At 70.9% G+C, this 20,146-nt stretch carries 17 protein-coding genes; 3 read left to right on the forward strand and 14 right to left on the reverse strand.

The window, feature by feature from the left end:
• Positions 1 to 562: 562 nt before the first annotated feature.
• From ACZ7FF_RS40795 to ACZ7FF_RS40840, 10 genes are read right to left on the reverse strand one after another with little or no spacing between them, the layout of a single operon-like run.
• Positions 563 to 1,456, reverse strand: coding sequence for a replication-relaxation family protein (locus tag ACZ7FF_RS40795; RefSeq protein WP_470819371.1), 894 nt, complete (start codon positions 1,454 to 1,456; stop codon positions 563 to 565).
• A gap of 17 nt (positions 1,457 to 1,473) precedes the next feature.
• Positions 1,474 to 4,098, reverse strand: coding sequence for an ATP/GTP-binding protein (locus tag ACZ7FF_RS40800; protein ID WP_470819295.1), 2,625 nt, complete (start codon positions 4,096 to 4,098; stop codon positions 1,474 to 1,476).
• The gene (locus ACZ7FF_RS40805) at positions 4,074 to 4,718 is read right to left on the reverse strand and encodes a hypothetical protein (protein ID WP_470819297.1); all 645 of its coding nucleotides are present in this window, start codon (positions 4,716 to 4,718) and stop codon (positions 4,074 to 4,076) included. Before ACZ7FF_RS40805 ends, ACZ7FF_RS40800 begins: the two co-directional genes overlap by 25 nt.
• The gene (locus tag ACZ7FF_RS40810; protein WP_470819299.1) at positions 4,715 to 5,824 is read right to left on the reverse strand and encodes a C40 family peptidase; all 1,110 of its coding nucleotides are present in this window, start codon (positions 5,822 to 5,824) and stop codon (positions 4,715 to 4,717) included. The genes ACZ7FF_RS40805 and ACZ7FF_RS40810 overlap by 4 nt, the downstream gene beginning before the upstream one ends.
• A 38-nt stretch (positions 5,825 to 5,862) precedes the next feature.
• Positions 5,863 to 8,589 carry a hypothetical protein gene (locus ACZ7FF_RS40815; RefSeq protein WP_470819301.1) on the reverse strand — a complete coding sequence of 909 codons (2,727 nt, stop codon included), beginning with the start codon at positions 8,587 to 8,589 and terminating at the stop codon, positions 5,863 to 5,865.
• Position 8,590: 1 nt separating this feature from the next.
• Positions 8,591 to 8,941 (reverse strand): hypothetical protein, encoded by a 351-nt coding sequence (locus tag ACZ7FF_RS40820; RefSeq protein WP_470819303.1) that lies wholly within the window; start codon positions 8,939 to 8,941, stop codon positions 8,591 to 8,593.
• Complete coding sequence (locus ACZ7FF_RS40825) at positions 8,941 to 11,631, reverse strand: ATP-binding protein (protein WP_470819305.1); 2,691 nt, start codon at positions 11,629 to 11,631, stop codon at positions 8,941 to 8,943. The genes ACZ7FF_RS40820 and ACZ7FF_RS40825 overlap by 1 nt, the downstream gene beginning before the upstream one ends.
• On the reverse strand, positions 11,628 to 12,209 hold the full coding sequence (locus tag ACZ7FF_RS40830) for a hypothetical protein (protein WP_470819307.1): 582 nt from the start codon (positions 12,207 to 12,209) through the stop codon (positions 11,628 to 11,630). Before ACZ7FF_RS40830 ends, ACZ7FF_RS40825 begins: the two co-directional genes overlap by 4 nt.
• The gene (locus tag ACZ7FF_RS40835; RefSeq protein WP_470819309.1) at positions 12,206 to 12,547 is read right to left on the reverse strand and encodes a hypothetical protein; all 342 of its coding nucleotides are present in this window, start codon (positions 12,545 to 12,547) and stop codon (positions 12,206 to 12,208) included. Before ACZ7FF_RS40835 ends, ACZ7FF_RS40830 begins: the two co-directional genes overlap by 4 nt.
• Positions 12,544 to 13,473: a conjugal transfer protein gene (locus ACZ7FF_RS40840; RefSeq protein ID WP_470819311.1), complete on the reverse strand. Its 930-nt coding sequence runs from the start codon at positions 13,471 to 13,473 to the stop codon at positions 12,544 to 12,546. Before ACZ7FF_RS40840 ends, ACZ7FF_RS40835 begins: the two co-directional genes overlap by 4 nt.
• 613 nt (positions 13,474 to 14,086) lie before the next feature.
• Here ACZ7FF_RS40840 and ACZ7FF_RS40845 point away from each other — a divergent pair.
• The 3 genes from ACZ7FF_RS40845 to ACZ7FF_RS40855 all read left to right on the forward strand — a co-directional run bounded on the left by ACZ7FF_RS40845 (position 14,087) and on the right by ACZ7FF_RS40855 (position 17,485).
• Complete coding sequence (locus ACZ7FF_RS40845) at positions 14,087 to 15,529, forward strand: hypothetical protein (protein WP_470819313.1); 1,443 nt, start codon at positions 14,087 to 14,089, stop codon at positions 15,527 to 15,529.
• Complete coding sequence (locus ACZ7FF_RS40850) at positions 15,526 to 16,980, forward strand: hypothetical protein (protein WP_470819315.1); 1,455 nt, start codon at positions 15,526 to 15,528, stop codon at positions 16,978 to 16,980. Before ACZ7FF_RS40845 ends, ACZ7FF_RS40850 begins: the two co-directional genes overlap by 4 nt.
• Positions 16,981 to 17,143: 163 nt before the next feature.
• Entirely contained in the window at positions 17,144 to 17,485 is a 342-nt protein-coding gene (locus ACZ7FF_RS40855) for a hypothetical protein (protein WP_470819317.1), read from the forward strand.
• A gap of 178 nt (positions 17,486 to 17,663) precedes the next feature.
• Here ACZ7FF_RS40855 and ACZ7FF_RS40860 read toward each other — a convergent pair whose 3' ends face one another.
• The 4 genes from ACZ7FF_RS40860 to ACZ7FF_RS40875 all read right to left on the reverse strand — a co-directional run bounded on the left by ACZ7FF_RS40860 (position 17,664) and on the right by ACZ7FF_RS40875 (position 20,131).
• Positions 17,664 to 18,569 carry a helix-turn-helix transcriptional regulator gene (locus ACZ7FF_RS40860; RefSeq protein ID WP_470819318.1) on the reverse strand — a complete coding sequence of 302 codons (906 nt, stop codon included), beginning with the start codon at positions 18,567 to 18,569 and terminating at the stop codon, positions 17,664 to 17,666.
• 112 nt (positions 18,570 to 18,681) lie between these two features.
• Entirely contained in the window at positions 18,682 to 19,035 is a 354-nt protein-coding gene (locus ACZ7FF_RS40865; RefSeq protein WP_470819320.1) for a hypothetical protein, read from the reverse strand.
• Positions 19,036 to 19,100: 65 nt separating this feature from the next.
• Positions 19,101 to 19,640, reverse strand: a complete 540-nt coding sequence (locus ACZ7FF_RS40870; protein ID WP_470819322.1) for a hypothetical protein — start codon at positions 19,638 to 19,640, stop codon at positions 19,101 to 19,103.
• A 5-nt stretch (positions 19,641 to 19,645) separates the two neighbouring features.
• On the reverse strand, positions 19,646 to 20,131 hold the full coding sequence (locus ACZ7FF_RS40875; protein WP_470819324.1) for a hypothetical protein: 486 nt from the start codon (positions 20,129 to 20,131) through the stop codon (positions 19,646 to 19,648).
• Between the last annotated feature and the right edge of the window lie 15 nt (positions 20,132 to 20,146).

Raw genomic sequence — 20,146 nt, forward strand, 5'->3', positions numbered from 1 at the left:
GGAGGGAGGGGCCGAGGTAGGTCCAGGCGGTCAGCGATCGCCATCGCGATGAGGCCTTTGGTGCTGTGGTCTCCCGACTGGTCACAGCTTTGCTTCCTTTCGGTGAAGGATCTGGGGCCGGTCATGGCGGCGGCGGGACCCGGCCAGGCGGCGTGAGGGGGCTGGGGGAGAAGAGGGGCAGGCGCGTCTCACTGCTGCCGGATTGGCGGCCAGACCGTGATGGCGTCGCCGTCGAGGGTGATGTGCCGACCCGGGAAGCGGAGGCGTACCGCGCTCAGGTCGGCAAGGTCGAAATCGCTGCTCCCATGGACCACGCACGCGTCCCCGAAGTACGAGACAACCCGCGTCCGAGCGGGCCATCCGGCTTCGACGATCGATTCCGCAGTGCGAACAAGACCAGCGGTGTGTGACATGCGGAGTCCCCTAACATCCGTACACAGCAAGGCATGTCTGAGATCCGCCCATGTTGTGCAGATGTAAAATAGATGTTCGCGTGAGCAAATTTCAAGTGGTTTGGGGTGCAGTTGCAAGGCTGCGACATTCGGTCACAGCCACCCGGGCGTCACAGCTCGGTCCACGGCCGCGAACCACCGCCGGCAAGAGGCACCCAGGCAGCACCGGTAGGGCCCCGCTCTTCGAGGTCCTCCAGGACGGCCGCCCCCATCGGCACCTGCCGTGCCAGCGTGCCCACGAGGGGATGCTCCGCCACCATGGCCTGCAGGTCGCTGATCCGATTGCCCAGGACGTACCGGGAGGCCCCGGTCAGTACAAACAACACTCGAGGAAAGACGGGATACCAGCGCAGCCACACCGGGCCGGGAGCGGCGGGCTGACGCGAGCGTGGCCGGCCGAAGGGCTGGGGTTCGTACGACCACAGCCGTGCGTAGTCGATCAGCTTGGAGGCGAGCCGCTCACTGCCCATCGTCGCCCGGTCGACCTCGACGAAGGCCCGCAGCTTGGTGCGCTCATCGCCCTCGATATGGGTGTAGTGCATCACCGCGTCTGTGATGATCCGCTCGCCGTCGCTGAGCGGGTGGGAGACCTCCGGGGTCCAGTCCAGGTGGCCGTGCTCGTCGCCGCGCCGGCGCGCATCGGTGACGAACGCGAGATGAGTGCGGACCACGGTCAGGGTGTGTGGAGTCTTCAGCGAGGCTGCCGTGGCCGAGTTGATCGGGTACGCGGGGCGTCCGCGCAGGGCGGGGAAGTCACGGGTCAGCCGGGCTCCTTCGCTCGTCAGGTACCAGGCGCGGGACCGGTTCGACTGCGGCAGCACGGTGTAGTCCACCAGGCCGTCGCGGCGCAGCTTGTTCAGCGGTGCGGAGACGGTCTGCCGCGCTGCGTCGGGCCGCAGCAGTGCATGAAGTTGGTTCGTGGTCGCCATCCGGTGCTGGCCGAGCACGGCCAGGAGCTGATGCGGTAGCGGCTCGACGGGGCTGGGCGTACGGCCGGACGGCATGGCCTCAAAGGCGGTGGTCACTTGTATCCCTTCTTCTGAAGACGGACGGCGGGCTCGATGGCGGAGGCCTGCTGGGCGAGGAAGTCGCTCACGCGGGTGAGCTGGCTTTCGGCCCGGTCGGTGAGCCGGCCCAGCGGGGCGGCGCCTGCCGTGGCCCGGGCGGCACGCTCCAGTGCCCCGGCCTGGCCCGGACGGAAGTAGTCGGCGAACACCTCGTCCAGATGCGGGCCGGTGATCCGGACCGGACCGACACGACGCCCCCCGACGGTCAACGACATGTAGTGATCGAACCGGTCCAGCGCGGCGACGACGTCCGGACTAGGACGATCGCCCCACTCCGCGGTGATCGGGGCGATGGCGGACTGCGACCCCGCGGTAGACGCCAGGGTGGAGGCGTTCTGCACCAGCGACAGACGCACCGGGATGGGCAGGCGGGCCAGCAGCTGGGTCATGCCGTGGACGTGGACCCTGTACTTGCGGAAGTCCTCGAACATCGCGGCGATCGTCTCCGGGGCCGCGCCTGTGAGGGTGATCAGCTCATCGAAGTAGGGCCGGAACGGCACCCGCCGCTCTTCCGCCGTGTCCCTCCTGGAGCGCACGGCCCGCAGCAGGTCCCGGGCTAGCAGCGCGGTGATCAGCCGGTCGGTGGGCCCGTTCCCGCCCGGACACACCCACACGATCATCCGCGAGTCCATCGCGGCCCGGATGTTGTAGACACCGGCCGGCTGACCGAGGAACGCCCGGGTGACGGGGTTGGCGGCTAGGCGAGCGATCGGGTTGAGGACGACGGCGAACGCGTCGGGGGGCAGCGTCGGGAACACCGTCCGCCACCACGAGCGGGTCTCCTCGTCCAGGCGTGTCTCGACCGCGGTGAGCGCCATCGTGCGGAAGACCGGGTCGGTCAGCAGGGAACGCACGTGAAAGACCGTGGCCTGGTCTTCCGGCCGCCCGGCCTGGCAGGCGGCCCCGTTGACGGCCACCAGCACCGCCAGAGAGGCGGTGAAGATGGTGAGCGCGCGGGGAGCGGTGGCGTCATCCCAGCCGAGCACGGATGCATAGGCGTCTGCGGTCGCCTCGACAACCTCGTGCGCGACCTGGCCCTGGTGCATGCCGATTGGGTTCCAACAACTGATGTGCGGACCAGGCCCGCTGGCGTTGAGGTCGATCAGCGCGATCCGCGGCATCAGGTGGTCGTGGGCGAGGAAGGGCAGTGCACGCGGCCACGAGTCGCGGTGCGGGTCGACGAACATCAGCCCGCCGCCGGCATGTGCCCAGCCGATCGCCTGGGCGAGGGCGCGCTCAGTCTTGCCGCCGCCCGCCTTGCCCACCCCGACCTCGAACAGCGTCTCCTTGGCGTAGGTGGCGACCAGACGGCGGCGGTCGTCCGGGCCGCGGTAGATCCCCTGCAGCAACAGCTCGGGATCTCCATGTTCGAACGTCGGCAGGTCGCCGGCGAGCAGAGGTAGACGGCAGTGCGTCGTGGGCGGCTTGAGTAGGCCGGTCAGCTCTTCCAGCCGGACCCAGTTCGAACGGGGTGGCTGGCATTGCCCCAGAGTCCAGCGGCGTTCGAAGCCGCGCCGGCTGGGCCAACGGTCTGCTCCGAACCGCCAGGGACCTACCCTCCAGCCTCGCATTGCCCAGCGCGAGCCGCCGCCGAACACATCCAGGGCGGCCTGGAGTTGGGCGAGCCGGGCCTCGGAGCGGCCCTCGGTGTTCGACGCGCACATCACCAGCAGCTGCACGCGCACCAGGTGATCATCCTCGGCGAGCTTGCCCAGTGCCTCCTGCGGGTCCACCCTGCGTGGGACGGGCGGCATGACCAGCCGGCGCCCGCCTCCGCCCTGCTTGCCGACGACCAGTTGCTGCAGCTGCCAGGTGAGTGAGTCCTCGATGCCGATAGCGTCCTGCCGCACCCACCCGGCGGCCCGCTGGGCTTCGCGCCGTTCCGTGCGACGTGCGTTGCTCATCAGCTGAAGACGGCGCGCCCGGAGTGCCCACTTGGGCGCGCGCTGGATGTCGAGCCGGATCTCGGCGAGGTCCCCCAGCTCGGCACGGAGGTCCGAGACGGCGTCGATCAGCGGCTGCAACGGGTCCGGGTTCAGCGGGACCTCGCGCAGGGGTGCGGTCGGCTTGCCGCGCAGGATGAACTCCGCCCGCACCGCGTGGTCACGGGGCCTGTCGACGAGGGGACGAGCCCGGTTCACAGTGACGGCTGGACCGAACGGCGTGATCGACAGCAGGCGTTCGCCGCCGGCCGGGCCTTCAATGCGGTAGCGCAGCGGGCTGGAGCCGTCGGCGCGCAGCCTGATCTGCACCGTCTTCGACCGGCGTGGCGCCCACCACGGCATGCTCGTCGACGCCCGGGCGAGTTGCACACCCCGGCGGAAGATCTCCTCCAGACCAGGGTCGAAGTGCCGCGATGGTAGGAGCTCCAGCGCCATCCGTTGGGCCGAGGCCTTCCGCGCCAGATGGCGAACCGCCGTCGCGCCCGCGGCCCAGACCGCGACGGCGGCCAAGGCCGCCGCCCACCAGTAGGTGATCAACCAGCCGACAGTGTGAACGACGCCCCAGACGAGGCCGAGCAGCGGGCCGGATGTTGATGCGGAGGCCTGGCCGGTCAGGAACGGGGCTGCGGAGTCCACGTGGACGCCCCTTTCTTTGCGGTGGTGCGGGTGAAGTGCCAATTGGTGATGCGGCCGTCGGTGAAGGTGCCTCCGCGGTCAGTGCCAGCCCACACCAGGTGCACCACCGCCTTGTCCGGGCTGGCGTCGCGGCGGGCGATCGCGGCCTGGATCCGGAAACGGGCGGTGGCGAACGCCGGCGCGAGGCCCTGCCGGGAGGCGGGGAAGACCGCAGGCCATCTCGCGCGGCCGATCCCGGTGGCGTCGGCGCGCAGGAGGTCGCGTCCTGCTGATAGCAGTGCGCTTGCGTCGCGGGAGGGAAGGTCTGGGGGCCAGGTGGCCTCCAACGCTTTTTGGATAGCCGCGTCGCCGGCCGTGCCTTCGCCGTGCGGCGGCAGTGCGGACTCATCGGCCGCCGGTGTCGACGCCGTGGCCGTCGAGAAAGGCGTACGGACGGTCGGCTGATCAGTGGTCGGCGGAGAGGCCCCAGGTAACGGATCCGTGATTGTGCGAGCAGTCGGGGATGCCGTCGGGGCCGGTGGCTCCTGGCCGTGCGGCATGCCGAGGAGGGCGACGCCGACTACGGTGAGCGTGATGGTGCTCAGCACCAGCAGACGCGGTGAGCGGGGGTTGGTGGTCACAGCAGCCGCGCTCCCCCCGCGTAGCCGGACATGGCGTTGACCGAGTCCAGGCGGACGACCGTGCCTGGGCGGGCAGCGTTGATCATTTGGCCGCTGCCTGCGTAGATCCCGACGTGGTAGATCGTGGAATCGCGTCCGGGGGCGTAGGCGTAGAAGACGAGGTCACCCGGCTTGAGGGCGCTTGTACCGAGGCCGGCAGGGATCCGACGGCCGACGCCGGCTTGCGCGGCCGCAGTACGCGGCAGGCTGATGCCGGCCTTGGCATAGACGTAAGTGGTCAGGCCCGAGCAGTCGAAGCCCTTGATGCCGGCGCCGCTCTTTCCGCTGGGCGAACAGCAGATCCCGTACGACGGGCCCTGGGCGTTGCCGCCGCCCCACGAGTAGGGCACGCCTCGCTGTGAGAGCGCTGCCTCGATCACGGTGCGGGCGTTTCCGGGCAGGTTCTTCAAATTCGAATCCTTGGCGGCCGCCGTGTACTGGTCGATCCAGCCCAGCACGTCGGCGACGTATTCGCTGGAGTGGTTGTACTGCAGGATCGCGGCCCGAAGCTGCGAAGACTTCGTCAGATCACGGCCCTGGCCGCACAGGTAGACGGCTGCCCCCAAGGCGGCGTCGTCGGCGTTGTGCGGGTCGGCGACCTTGTCCCCGTTGCCGTCCCTGCCGACGCTTTCCCACGTCGAGGGCAGGAACTGGAAGGGGCCCACGGCTCGCTCACCAGTGGCGGTGCCGTCCCACTTTCCGCCGTCGCTGTCCGGAAGCGCGGTCGTGTTGCCGCCCGCTCCGGAGCCGTCGAGGAGCACTCCGTAGATCTTGGGTCGGATGTCGCCGTTGTCTGCGATGTTGTGGCCGATGGCGTGGTTGGACTCGACCTTGGCGATCCCGGCGAGGATCGGCCAGCGCATGCCCTGGCACTTGGGCACGTACTGTCCGACCTGCTGTACGGCCTTCTTGTAGGCGGCCAGCATCCGCAGGGGGATGTCAGCGGCGCTGCCGCCCTCGGCGATTCCTCCGTCGTCCTGGGTATTCGTCTTGAGCGCGACATACGCGCTGATCGCGTTTCCCACCGGCGCGGCACAGCACACGGCGGCGAACATCAGCAGCGCCACGACGCAGCCGAACCGCCTCACGCGGCGTCCAGGTGGTTTCACTCCTGGCCACCGTCCTCGTTCGCCTGCTCCTCGCGTCGGCGCTCAGCAGCGGGGGAGGTCCGCCGCATCAGCTCCTGCATCCGGGCCCGCGCCTCCTCGCGAGCCTGGCTACGCGCGCCTGCGCCGCCAGGAAGCACGGGCCCGTCGAGACCGGGCCGAGGCAGTGGCGCAGAGCCGTCCCGGCGCGGGCGCCGTGCTGGGGACGCAGGTTCCTGGGGACCGCCCGCCGACTGAGTGGGCTGCACAGAAGCGGAGGCCGAGCCGGCCGAAGGACGTCCGGACACAGGCCGCGGTGGCGTGGCCGAACGGGGGGCAGAAGCCGCGGTGGCTGTGGTCGGCAGGCGGCGGCTGGTGAACGGACCGGGTCCGCCACTGTCGTCGTGTGCCCGCAGGACCCGGGCCACATGGCGCCCTGTGTCGCCCCAGGCGCGGCCGTCCTCGCGCACGGTGTTGCCCCACACCCGCACCTGCTGGCGGGCGTCCTGGGAGTAGCGCGAGCCACCCGTCCGGGCCCGGCGCACGGTGGTCGGCAACCCCACTGTCGCCCCGTACGCAACCCGGCCGCCCCGGTGCAGGAGCCGGTAGCCGCGGAAGCGAACGAGCCGGTTATGGGCGCGGGTGGAGAGCAGGGTGCGGTCGCTGTTCTGGTCGTGAAGCACCTGGCCGGTGTTGCGGTCGATGATCTGACCCTGATCGTCGCGGTACCGGTCGGGCGGGCCGCCAGGCCTGCGCGGACCGCTGCCGCCCTGGCCGCCCGGCCCTCCATCCGAAGGACCACCGGCCTGCGGGCCTCCATCGGCCGTGGGCTTGCGCCACTTGGCCAGTTGCTCCTTGTCCGGGCGTCGGCCGACCAGCAACCACCAAGCGCCCTTCGTGCCGAGCCGCGCCCCCAACCCGCCCACGGCCGCGGCCGCGGTGAGCGGGGCCAGACCACGCCCGGCCTCGGCAGTAGCGTCCGCTAGTAGTCCGCCGGTGTCCACCGGCATGCCCGCACCGTCGAACAGCGAAGTGAGCGCGCCCATCAGCCGCTGCCGGGTGCCCAGCATCCCGAACCTGCCGCCACTCCAGCCGGTGAAAGCGCGCAGTCCTGCGCCGTATCCGCCCATCGCAGCAGTGGAGTTCATGGCGAGCGCGGCGCCGAGCTCGGAGGTGTCGCCGGGCATGTGGGTGCCGCCGACCTTGGCGTAGCGCATCCGCATCGCCATGCGCCGGCCGAAGGAGGCGATGCCAGTCAGCAGTCTGCGGTGTCCGGCGGCGCCGGCGATGGCGAGGACGTCGATGAGTAGGATCCGCTCGACCATCAGGTTGGGGCCGTTGGTGATGGTGGCGTCGACGGCAATCCCGAAGAACGGGATGAACGCGCATATTCCGACCACGGCCAGGACTGCGATGCCCCACAGGGACAGCCACTTCCACACGCTCTGGCGTGCGGGCCCGGGCAGCATGCCCGCGACGAAGGTGACGCCGCCGACGGTCGCCGCGGCCGCGCACACGCCCTGGGTGCCGAGCAGCACGATCGCGCTGGACAGCAGCATGCCGCAGATGAACAGCGCGGCGATCAGTAGCAGGAAGGCGCCGCCGACTCGCCACCACGTGGGCTTCTCGGCGTAGGCCGCGCACGACTTGCCGACCGGGCCAGCCCTCTTCATGTCCGAGAGGAACGCGGCGAATGCCTGGTCCTCGTCGGTGACGATCGGATTGGAGGCGTCGAGGAGTTCGCCTCCGGGTGTGAGTGAGGGGAGGTCGTCGCTGCTGGGCGGCTTACCGTCAACGTCGCGTTCGCAGTACTTCTTGGCCGGCCCGTGGATCAGGCGGCAGGCATCCTTCGCCTTGTTCGACGGCGTTGAGCTGGGCATGTACCCGCCGGTGACCCACTTCAGATGGATGGCATAGGCCTGGCGGTCGGATTCCTTGGCCGGGTCTAGGATGCGACCGTACTGAAGGAGCATGTACGGCTTCACAATCAAGGCGTTGGTGATCGAATCCTGGATGGGCCGGGCCACCTCTGTTGAGGAGACCGGTCCTTCGCCTTCCCGCTCCTCGCACTTGATCTCGGCGTTGCCGGCCATGCCGTCGCATGGGTCCTTGCTGGCGAGTTTGCCGCCCCAGTTGTAGGAGTTCACGCTCTTCTGGGCGACCTCGGCGGCCACCTGCTGGGATTGCCCGAGCGGCCCGCCCGGGCCAAGCAGGGTGTCGGGACGGATGAGAGCCGAGGCGGCGATCGCTCCGATGAGCAGGGTGAGGAAGATTTCGCCCAGACCGCGGCCGACCCGGCCACGCACGATCATGAATCCAGCGAACACAAATGCCCAGGCCAGCAAGAGCCCCTTCAGACCGAGTGTGTCGACGACCACGCTGTCGTAGGTGTCGGCGACCCTCTGCGCGGGCTTCGCGAGGAGCTTGAGTAACGGGAACCGGAAGGCCACCTCGATCGCCCACCCGGCCAGCCCGACCAGCAGCCGGATCAGCGTGAACAGCCCGGACAGGGCGAAGGACAGAGCCTGGCTCTTGAAGGCGACGATGGAGCCGCCCTCGGCGCTCAGGTCGTACCCGTCGATCGGCACACCCTCGGACGAGTAGATGTTCAACGGAGCGAGCAGGTCCCCGGTCTCGCCGTTGCTGCCGGCCGCGTAGACGACCTGCGTGTTCACCAGGAGAAACACGCCGGTGAGCAGCACGATGAAGCTGGCCGAACGCAGGGTCGCGCGGTCTGGACGGAACACGTCAGCGCCGCCTTTGCCCAGCGATACCGCGCAGCCGCCACACCACGAGAGCACCCACACCTGCACCGGCAGGCACCAGCCGCCACGCCCCGCCGGTCACATTCTGATGGCCGGCGAAGGCCTTGGCCGCGGCGCCGCGCTCGCAGTACGCCTTGGCCGGGCCCACGATCAGGGCGCAGGGATCCCGGTGCGCGGCGTCGGCGGCAAAGGCCCGTCCGGTGTGTGGCCACCACCCCTGCGGAACGCCCACCCCGAGGGCGAGCACGACCGCGGCGCCGGCGACCGTGACCACGGTGAGGACACTCACGGCGGCAGCGACGCGCTTCGAACGGTCCCACGACAAAGTGGTCATCAGACGGTCTCCTTCGGACTGGTCTGTACGGCCTCACCGGCGAGCGGATCCGGCACGGAGGGGGAGACAGGGCTCGTGCGGCGTCCTGGCGTGGTGGTGATGGATGTGGTGATGCGCGGGATGCGGGGGATGGAGACCTTGATGCGGCCGGTGTTCTGTCGCGGGCAGGTCAGCAGGAACTCGCCCTCTCGGCCCTTCTGGCCGACGGGGGACAGGCCGGTGGTCACCAGCCGCAGCAGCTCACCGTCATTCGGGTCGAGCCCGACGAACTCCAGACCACGACGGGCGCGTTCACGGTCGGCAGTGCGGGCAAGCGCCCGGTAGGCCATCAGGCCCCGGTCGGGGCCAAGTTCCTCGGCATCGTGCGAACCCGCCAACAGGCCGGCGCCGTGCTTGCGCCCGTCGTGGAGGATCTCGTGGACCAGGGCCGTGCCCTCGGCGGACGAGGTGAGCCAGTACAGCTCGTCCAGCACCACCGCCGTGAACCGCTCGGGGTCCTCGAAAGCCGTCTGCCGGGCGATCGCAGCGATCAGGTAGAGCACCGCCCGGCCGATCAGCGCCTCCAGCGGCTGCTGGTGCAGGATCTCGGGGTTGGCGAACGCGGCCTTCGGCGGCAGCTTCAGACCGGTGGTGGTGATCACGATCATGTCGGAGGCGCTGGAGGCGTCCAGCCGCACCGGCGGCAGCGTCGGGTCGAAGACCATCGCCGCCAGAGAGTTGGTGGCGACGACCCGGATGAGGCCGGCGAGGGTCGCTGCCGCGTCCTGCCGCTTGCCCGCCTCGCGCGCGGCCATCTCCTCGAGGACCTCCAGCACGCGGTACATGGACGGGGCGTCGCTGAGGGCGGCCTGTTCGACGGCGTGGTGGAGGACTTCGCCGTTGGTGCTCATCGGGCCGACGCCGAGCTGCAGGGTGAGGTAGGACAGGGCATAGTGCCGTCCCTCCGGGCCGTCGAACATGCGCAGCGGGTCGATAGACACCTCGGCCTGGGCGGCGTCGATGATCTGGGCGCGGCCCTTGGCGGCGGTGCGGGCGAAGGTCGCCCACTCGCGTACAGGGGTGCGGTCGATGCAGATCGCGCAGCCGCCGCGCGCCCACACCGCCTCCGCAATCAGCTTCTGCAGGACGCTCTTGCCCGCGCCGAGATCCCCGACGATGCCCATGGAGGCGGACGCGTCGACCTTGGGCGCGTCCGCCACGTTGATCATGACGGGGCGGGTCGTGCCGCAGTCCAGGTCGATGCCCAGGAACATGCCGTTGGGGTCGCCGACCTCCGCAGCGGTGAAGGCCCCGCCCAGCGCCCAGTCCTCGGATACCTGGTGCTGGGTGAACTCCCGCACCACACCGGGCCGCACGGTGCCCGGCAGGCCGAGGGTGAACAGGGCTTCTTGCAGGCCGGCCGGGCGGACGGCGCGGTAGTCGGCGCCGCCGAGCAGTGCGGCCAGGGCGCGGACCCTGGCGTCGCAGATGGCGGCGGTCGGCCCCCACACCGTCAGCACGGTGACGGACTGCACCTCGACCTCCACGCTGGTGCGGGAGAGGCGTGCGTCGAGCTCGCCCAGGTCGCGGGCGGCCTCGGTGAGCGAGGCGGGCATGCCAGTGGGGCGGGCGTCGTACTGGTCGGCCTGGTCGATGAGTTCGTTCTTCTTGCGCCGCACCTGGTCGCGTGCCTTCTCGGCGGGCACGAGCGTGAGGTCGACGGTGTAGTCGACGGGAAAGTCGAGCATCTCGAGCTGGGCGAACAGGTCGGCGGCGTCTTGGCTGACCGCGGGCGGGCACTCGGCCAGCGCCAACTGCGCCTGGTAGCCCACCCCGTTGTCGGACTCGACCTGCAGCCAGCGCCGTCCCAGCGGAGAGCCGGTGTTCACTCGCCACCAGGCCTTGCGGCCCGACCGGGTGATCTGTCCTGCGCTCTTGAGCTCGTCGATGTCGTCGAGGTAGGGGTCGATGCCGCCTTCCTGCAGGCGGACCTGGCCGAGGTCGGCGTAGCTTGGGGAGCGCAGCGCCCCCTCACGGACCTGCCCGCCATACATCTCGCTGGTCTCGGCCTCCGCCAGCAGCGGCTCTGCAAGGCCGCGGTGCAGGGCGTGCTGGATCATCCACACGATCTCTGCCGGGCGGGCCGGGCGGAAGGCGATGCCGCCGGCGAGCGTGGCCTCCACCCGTGAGGCCTGCTCGCGATACGCGCTGACCTCGCGCCGGGCCACCGGCGCCGACCGCATGCCCAGCATCGGCGCGACCTCGGCCCACGCCGCGCCGAGCGACGCCGACACCTGAAGGCCACCTGTTTCGGTCTGCAGCGGCACGGCCAGCCACAGGGTGCGGCGGTGCATCTCCTGGTCGTCCAGCAGGTCGAGGGCGGCCTCGACATTTTCCACCCACGGGTGCCGGCCCGCACCGGGTGCCTGCTCGACCGGCTCGATGCCCTCGATCATCCTCAGGGCGATCTCGCCCGGGTCGACCTGCGCGCACAGACCGTACAGCCGCGGGGCCCCGGACAGCGAGCGCACCAAGTGGGTGATCTTCGCCAGCTGCTCGTCGCGGACCGGGGCGGGCACGTAGGTGCCCTGGACGGTCTCCTCACGGCGACCCTGAGCGTCCGGGCCCGGGTGCAGGCGGTAGACGGCCCATACGCTGCCCTGCGTCGACCACACCAGATGCCCGGCGATGTGACGGATCGGAACCCTCACCGCGCACCCCCGCCCTGCTGGGCGAGCGCGAGCAGCTGCTGCACACCCGACACCGGCCCCAGCGCCGAGGGAGCAGCCGGCTGGGTGCGGCGGGGTGCGGACGAGCGGTCTCTGGCCGGGCTCGGGTGCGGCGCCCGGGCCGGACGCCGCTGCACCGCACGGGAGGGTGCGGCCTGCGTAGCGGAGACGGGCGCGGGCGTGTCCTCGATGGTGAAGCCGCCGAGCAGCGGGTGCACAGCGCGGTCGCGGGCGGCCCGCCCGCCGATCCGCCCACCGCGAGGCTGCCAGCCCAGCAGCACCCACCCGAGTGCGGCCTGCATCGGGGCACGGCCCCGGACCTTCGGGCGGCGCACCATCCAGATGACCAGGCCCCACCCGACGATGGGGACCGGCCCCATCCACGACCACCAGCTGATCGTCTTGACCAGGAGGAAGCCGCCGCCGACGGCGACCGCGATCTGCGCGGGCGTGTAGGGGCCGAGCGGGATCTTCCAGTCGGCGACCTTGCCCAGCACCCAGGGATGGCGGCGGGCGGCGGTGTAGAAGCGGCCCACCCGTGCCGCGGCTGTCGCGCTCACAGCCAGCCTCCGACGCCCTGCGAGTGGTCACGAGAGGACGGGAGTTCGGACCGGACGACCCCAGGAGCGGCGGGCGCACCCTTGGACGGGTTCTTCACCTCGTCGGTGAACATGTTCGCCAGGTCGTTGCGCGAGTTGTACAGACCGAGCGCGATCACCATCAGGAGCAGGGCGCCGATCCCCGCCTTCAGTGAGAACTTCTGGATCATGATGACGACGACCAGGCAGATCAGACCGGCCTGAAGCCCCTTCGTCGCCCACTCCTTGAACATGTTGATCCAGCTAGTGCCGAGGTCGTCCAGCTGCCCGGCGAGCATCAGGCTGTGCATGGTGTTCATCGGGCACCCCCGTCCTGAGCCGTGCCGGACTGAAGCGCGGCGACTTCCCACCGGCCCGAGCGGGCCCTGAGCGTGAGCTCGTACGCCAGCGGCCACCGGCCGGTCGCACCCCGGGCTTCTACCGAGGCGAGCACCCGCACCGTCGTGCCGTCCGTCGGCACCTTCTCGGCGGCCGCGGCCTCCTCGACGGCGGACACCTCCTGAACGGCGACCGCCGTGTACGGGGCGGGGGAGACGGCGGTGAGCTGCACGCCGGGCGCCAGGTAGCGGTCGACCTCGCCGGCACCCGTCAGATAGGCGGCGAGGAACTGCCCGATAGCGGAGGACAGATTCCCTTCCGGGACGGTCACGGCGTACGACGACTTCGGCACCTCGGCCCGGGTCGGGCCGGCTACCACGCCGGGCGCACCGGTCACAGTGAACGAGGAGCCCGTGCTGTCGGCTGCCACCGGCACGGCGTAGTACCGCACCGATCCGCCTGCGTATTGCGCAGCCACCGTCACCGACCACGCACCGTCCGCCCGCTGCGCACTGCGCACCGCCGTCACCGACTGAGGCGCCGATTGCGCATCGGCCGGGCCGGGCAGCTCGACGTCCGGCGCCATCGACTGCGCAAGCCGCGCCTGCGCACTCGTTTCGTCGGTCGCGCTGCTGCGCAGCCACGCGCCGACGAACACCTGCGCATAGCCGCCCGGGTCGGCGGCGGATGTCGCGGGGCGCACGGCGGTGGGCTTGGCCGCGGGGGCTGACGCGACCGTGGTCGGGGTGGAGGCGACGGCGACGCACAGGGCGATGGGGCCGGCCGCGATGACGGTCCAGACCGCCACGCGTGAGAGGCGGACGCGGCGGCGCATCGCCTCCAGCCGGGCGCCGGCCGCCATCGGAGCAGCGGCCTCGCTCTTTGAGGCCTGCGTGCCAGGGAACATGGTCAAACTCCCAGGTCAGGACGTGTAGTTGCTGACCTTGAGAAAACCCGGCGACCCCGACCCGACCACCGACCATGAACCCCCGACCATGGTCACGATGGGGACACGAAGACCATGGTCGGGGTCATGGTCGGGCCAACCATGACCCCGACCATGGGGCTGCCGCGATCTGGCGGCAGGCCACCGTGTCCGGCGCACGTTGACCTGACCGGCGACCGCCGCGCAATCACGTGCCGCCCGGCCACAGGGCCCGGACACCGATGCGCAGACGGAAGCCGGCACCGGCCCGTGTCAGAGGCCTGCGCAGTGCGCGATACGGACCTGCACAAGAGAAGATCAGGAAGGCCGGGCGGACTGCGCAATCACTGAGCGCCCAAGCCGAAGGCGCGTGTCGGCCCGACCATGAGCCCGACCACGGCAGCTAGACGGCTCCGTTGCCGGATCGTGACCGATGGTCGGGGCTCGTGGCCGTCAGCCTGGTCGGGGTCGGCCGGTGAGCTGACGCCATGGAACACACGCACGCCTCCACGCCCAGGACCCCCGGCCGCCCCACCGCGACGAGCCCGGTGTGCCGCCGTGGGCACCGCCCGCGGCATGCGTCGGGGACACGGCGGTGAGCCGCTTCGGGGCGGGGATCCGCCGGGGCGTGATGGCGGCCGATCAGTTCACCCAGATCGCCAACGCGCTGTTTCGTGACTCCGGGCTGTCGTTCAAAGCCAAGGGGCTCTTCGGGTACGTCAGTACGCACAGGAATGGCTGGCAGGTGACGGTCACCGACCTCGTCCGCCTGGGCCCGGACGGACGCGAAGCGGTACGCACCGGGCTGCAGGAGCTCGAGGTCCACGGCTACCTGATCCGTGAACGCCTGCGCCGCCCGGACGGCACCCTCGGCGAGATCGTCTACTGCATCACCGACCGACCGGCCACCTTGGACGTCGCGCTGATCGAAGCCGACGTGATGGTCACGTCCCCCGAGGCTGAGCCTGTCGGCGGCCTGCCGACGGGGATCCGTCGGGGCGTGATGGCGGCCGATCAGTTCACCCAGATCGCCAACGGGCTCTTCCGCGACCCCCAGTTGTCTTTCAAGGCCAAGGGCCTGTTCGGACTGCTCTCCACGCATCGGGACGGCTGGCGGATGACGGTTGCCGACATCGCACGTCGTGGCCGCGACGGTGACTCAGCCGTCAAGAGCGGGCTGAAGGAGCTGGAGAAGCACGGCTTCCTGGTGCGGGAACGGGAGCGCGGCCCAGACGGCACCCTCGGTGCGGCGGCGTATTTCCTCACCGACCTGCCCGCTCTGCAAAGCAGCAGGTCACAACCAGAGTCGGGTTTTCCACCAGTGGATGACCCTACGTTGGCTGATCGGTCCACTAAGAACACCAACAGAAAGAAGACCACTAAGCAGAAGACCAGCCCCCTCCGTCCCTGCCGCGGCGACGCGTCGCGAACACCGGGACGGACGGACCGGCCGGACACACCGACGTCCCCGCCGGCCGCGCCTGCGGCGGATGAGATGCACCCGGGGATCCGGCTGCTGCTCGACCTCGGGGCGGCTCGCCCCGAGCTGCTGCTGACCGGGCAGGCGCTGACCGATCAAGGCCGCGTCGTGACCGTGATGCTGGAGGCCGGCTGGAACGCTGAGCAACTGCGGCACGTCATCGCCGCCCGGCCCCTGCCCCATCCGGTACGGACCACGGTCGGCGCGATCATCGCCGCCCGCCTGCGCGCTGCCCAGGCCTACCCGCCACCCGCCCTCGCGGCCGACCACCATGACCAGCCCGTGTGGGACGCCCAGCCGCCGCAGCCGATGACCGGCTCCGCCGCCGCCCGCACGGTGAGCGAGGCCCTGACCTACCGGGCCCTTACCGAGTGCGCCGGCTGCGGCGTTCCCGGAACCGCCCCCGGCGAGGACCTCTGCCCGGCCTGCCTCGGCTGGCCGCTCTGCCGCACCTGCCCGGGCCCCACACCCCGCCGCGCTCACCCCGCAGGCGACGGCCGCTGCACCACGTGCGCCTCCGCCCTGACAGACCACCACCTGGAAGGAAGCACCTCGTGACGGACACGCTCCACACCCCGCCGCCGACCGCGGCTGCGCACCACGAGCGCCCCTTCACCCGTGATCCGGGGCGGTGGGAGAAAGAACGTTCCCGAGCCCTGCGGACCGGCCACGTCCGCGATCACACCTGCTCGGCCGCCTGCGAGCCCGTACTCGTCCACGAACGCACCCTGTGGGGATGGCTCGCCTGGACCGTCCCCGGCGACGGCAGCCCGCCCGAGATCCCCCACCAGATCGCGGTGCTCACTCCAGTCGCCACGCGTACGCAGCGCATGGCCCTGCGCTGGCTGACCCGGCGCCCCGCCCAGCGCATCGCCGTGGACACCGTCCCCGGATCGCTGCGGCTCGCCGCCGCGGCCGTCGCGCTCGTCAGTGTGGTCGCCGGCCTGTTCGCCATCCGCCACGGAGTCCCGGTCGACGTCGCCCTGCCGGCGATGCTCCTCGCCCCGCTGCTCGCCGAACACCTGCCCGACAGGCTGGACAGCCGGGCCCGCGAACACGTCCGCATGGTCGAAGGCGACGTCGCCTGCCGCTACCTGCAGCGCCTGGCCGCCCTGCACACCTCCCTCGTCCAGGCCGCCGCCGGCAGCGAACGCTACGACCTGCGCCGCTCGGCCGAGGTCGGCCAGGGCTTGCTGTGGGATGCCGCAGGCCTGCTCCGGACCCGGGACAGCCGCTCGGCCTCAGACGGCCTCATCGCCCGTGAACGGCTGATGCTCCAACTCGCCCACCAGGTCGCACAGATCCTCGAGCGCACCGCAGAGGACGGGACAGCCGACGCGAACCAGGCCTCCGACCCCGGCCGGCCCCTGGGCCCGTACCCGCCTGGCCCCCGGCCGACGACCCATCCGGCCGCTCGTCACGCACCGAACCCACCGCTGCAGAAGGGAACCCTCCCCATGACCCAGCCCGAACCCACCCCAGCTATCCCCACCACGGACGTCTACCTCCTGTTCGCGCACGAGCCCTACTACCCGGCCGCCGCCCAGGAGATCAACACCACCGTCGTGGCCGCAGCCTCCCTGCTGCACCCCCGCGTACGGCAACCCGACGGCGCCCGCATCCACGACCGCCTCACCCGCGGCCGCCGGCCGGGCGAGATCGTGCCACTGTCCACGCTCACCCACGAACTCGACGGCGGCGCGCGCTGGCCGGAGGTCGGCGACTGGGAGGCAGCCACCGAAGACCTGCTGCAGCTCATCCGCGACCACGACTGCGACGCCCTCAACCTGGGCCTGCCGGAAATCGCGCGGGCCCTGTTGTGCGCCGGCCCGCACAGGGAGGTCCGCGCCGTCGACCCCACGTCCGGGGCACATCGGGCGTACGGGCCCGCCGCCCGGATCGAGGTCCTCGTCGAGGTCGGCCGGCACCTGGCCTGGGCGGAAGCAGGATCTCCCCTGTGGCCCGGTGACGGCCTGCTTTCCCCGATCACCTCCGGGGATGCCAGCTGATGTTCGGCTACGAAGCGTAGAAAGTCTGGGGGGAGCTCCGTCGGCTGCTGGCCGGACTCCGACACCGGAACCACGGCTGTCACGGCAGGTTCTGCTGCCGATGTCAGAGCGGCCTGACAGACTCCGCTCGACCCGGCCCCCTCTCCGAAAGGACACGCGCACAGTGACGATGGGCTTCCTGATCGGGGTGATGTGGTCCCTGACGGCAGGCGTCGCGACTCTGGCGGGGCCGATCCACGTGATCCGCCTGCGCCGGGCGCAGGGCCTGCCCAACCACCCTGTGTTCACGGTGGGCTGGGTGCTCGGTCTCCTGGCCGCCTCCGTTGCCCCGTGGGTGCTCGCGCCGGCACTCGACCCGGACGGCAGCATGGGCAACCTGCGGGAGGCGTGGGTGATCGGTTTGCCGATCGGTCTCGTCCTGGGGCCGGTTGCCGGCGTCCTCTGGGCACGAGCGTCTCTTAACACGCTCAGGACGTACTTTCCCGAGCGGCTGAGGCAGAAGTAGCAGGAGATCCGTAACGATGGCCGGTTCCGCGAAGCCGTGCGGCTTCGCGGGGGAGAGGTGGCTGGCCTCTCCATACCGGCCATCGTGCGGCGTCTGGCCCGCCGGGAGTTCGTCGATCCCTTAAACCAGAGGCCGCGGTCTTACGGTATCCCGCCTGCGGCGGGTCGGTGCGCTGCGGTCAGGAGGGTGAGGAGCGGCGGGATGCCAGGTCCTCGAGGCGGGAGCGTTTCCAGCGCTGCTGACGGGGGCGGCCGCCGCTGCCGCGCCGGTACTCGTATCCGTCGGGCTGCTCGAGGTCGGGCAGGAGCCCGTGCCCGAGTGCGCTGATGAAGCTGTCGGCGTTGCTGTATCCGAGGATGCGGGCTGCCTCGGCGGCGCCGACCAGGTCCTCGTTCTCGTCCTTGTCGGCCGGCGGCAGCACACCGCGCTGGCGGGCGACAGCGACGACGGTTGCCCGCCGCCACTTCTTGCGACCGGGGCCGCGGCTGCCTTCTTCCTTCACCTGGGCGTCCGGCTCGGGCAGTTCGGGGATGCGCCCCTGGTAGAGGGCGCTGGAGAAGGAAGCCGGGCTTCCGTAGCCGAGCAGTGCAGCGACCTCGGCCGTACCGAGCAGCTCGTCGGGGTCGCCGTCCGCCGACACCTCAGGCCGCGCTGCTGTCGGAGCGGAGCTGCGCCGGCCCTTGCCGGGGCGGCTGGCGACCCAGGCCACGATCGTGCCGCGGCGCCACATGGGGCCGTCGACGTCCTCGTCGGGCTCGGGGAAGTATCCGGGCCGGTCGCGGAAGTACCCGTCGATGGTCGACGTGCGGGTGTAGCGGAGAAGCTGGGCCACCTCCCGCTTGGTCAGCAGCTCGTCCTGGTCGGCCTCGAGTACCGCGGCCGGCAGCGCGCGCTTCTTCGGGGCACGCTGCGCGAAGAACGCCGCGATCTCGTCGTGGCGCCAGAACCGCTTGCGGCCTTCCGTGTGCGCGACCGCGGGGAACCCACTGTCCGGGTTGTTGCTCCAGTCGCTGATCCGGGGCTTGCTCGTGCCGAACTCGGACACGATCTGCGCGGTGTCCACGAGCCGGTCGGCGGGAGACATCTGGGCCCCTTTGGCAAGGATCGGCAAGACGATGCCGGCGCCCGGGACGAGCGCGACAGGTTCGATAATGCCAAAGCCGGTGGGTTGGTGTCCAGCCCGCCGCCAGGCCGGCCTACAGCACTTCCTCGCCCAGCAGGCACACCCCGAAGTGCGCCGCACGCTCCTCCAGCTCCGTGTAGGCCATCGCGGCCGGCGCGGAATCCCACGTCATGAAAGCGAGAGCGGAGACCGCCTCGCTGCGCGTCATCCCCTGCTCCCACGGCGCGCACGCAGCGGCGCACCGCTCGGCGAGCTCGGCGTCGGACAGGCTCGTGGTCTCGCGGGCAACGCCGGCCTGGACGTCGGCGACGCCCTCGCACCAGGCGCGGTGGCCCCTGGACAGCAAGTCGTGCAGCCTCTCCGGGTCGCTCGCACGCTGGGCCTGGGCGGTGAGTTCGAGCAGCAGGGCGGTGGGGTTCGTCTCCATGGTCATCTCCTCCATCCACTGTAGGGGGCGCCCGCTGCGCCGAGGAGCGCAGGGGGCGGTGGTCATCAGTTGTGCACGGTGCAGCCGTCGCACAATGCGCGGCCGGCGCGGCGGGCCAGTTCGGGTTCCTTGCGGGGCTTCTTCTTCAGCGCCGCCCGTACCTGTTTCTTGAGGGCGGTGAACTCTGGGCCGTCGTCCGGGCAGACGACGCCCGGGTCGGGCGCGCCGCACTGCTCGGCGTGCCGGATCAGGTCGGTGATGCGCCAGTCCGCGCGGAAGCTGTCGCCCCGGGCCTGTTCGACCTCGGCGTACAGGTCGGCCAGCCGCGGCCGCCGGCTGATGGAGAGCAGCACGTCGCGCTTGGAGGCGAACACGCACAGCGAGCAGGAGCAGCGGGAGGTGCCTGCCCAGTCGCCGGCGCCGGGCACCGAATCGTACGTCCAGGAGTACGGCACCGGCGCATCGGTGTGCCACTCCTTGACGGCGGCGGTCGGCCAGTCCTTGACGGGCAGCCACTCGTCCACGATCCGGGCCCCATTGACCTGCACCGTACGGAAGGTGGCACGCTTCTTGCGGTCGGGGCCCTCGTCGCTGCGCAGGCCCATGACCTTCAGGATGCGTACCGGCCGGCCGAACTCGCGCCCGAGCCGGTGGACGATGGGGTCCAGGCGCTCGAGACCACGCTCTCCTTGGCGCTCTTGCGGCAGTACGGGCTGCCCTTGCGCGGGAAGCGCCCATAGAGCGCGATCTCCGTCAGCAGACTGTGCGGCATCCGGATCCCGTCCGGGCCTGGCATCGTGCGGGTGACCTCCAGGTGCCGGTCGGCGGGGACCCCGAACGCGGCGCTCTGCAGGGCCGCGAGCTCGGACACCCCCGGGTATCGGGTGCCGTCGAACACGACGGACGGCCACTCCAAAACCCCCAGACTGGAGTGGTACGAGATGACCCGGTCGGCCACGCCGGCGGTGCGGGCAGCTTCCATGAACACGGCCATCATGACCGCGCTGTCCTTCCCGCCGGACAACTGGGGCGCGAGCAGATCGTACGAGGTCAGATCGGGTGTGATGGGCGGGAGGGTGCTGGGGCGCGAAGGCATGTCAACTCCACTGAG

The organism is Streptomyces sp. NPDC037126, assembly GCF_055605965.1.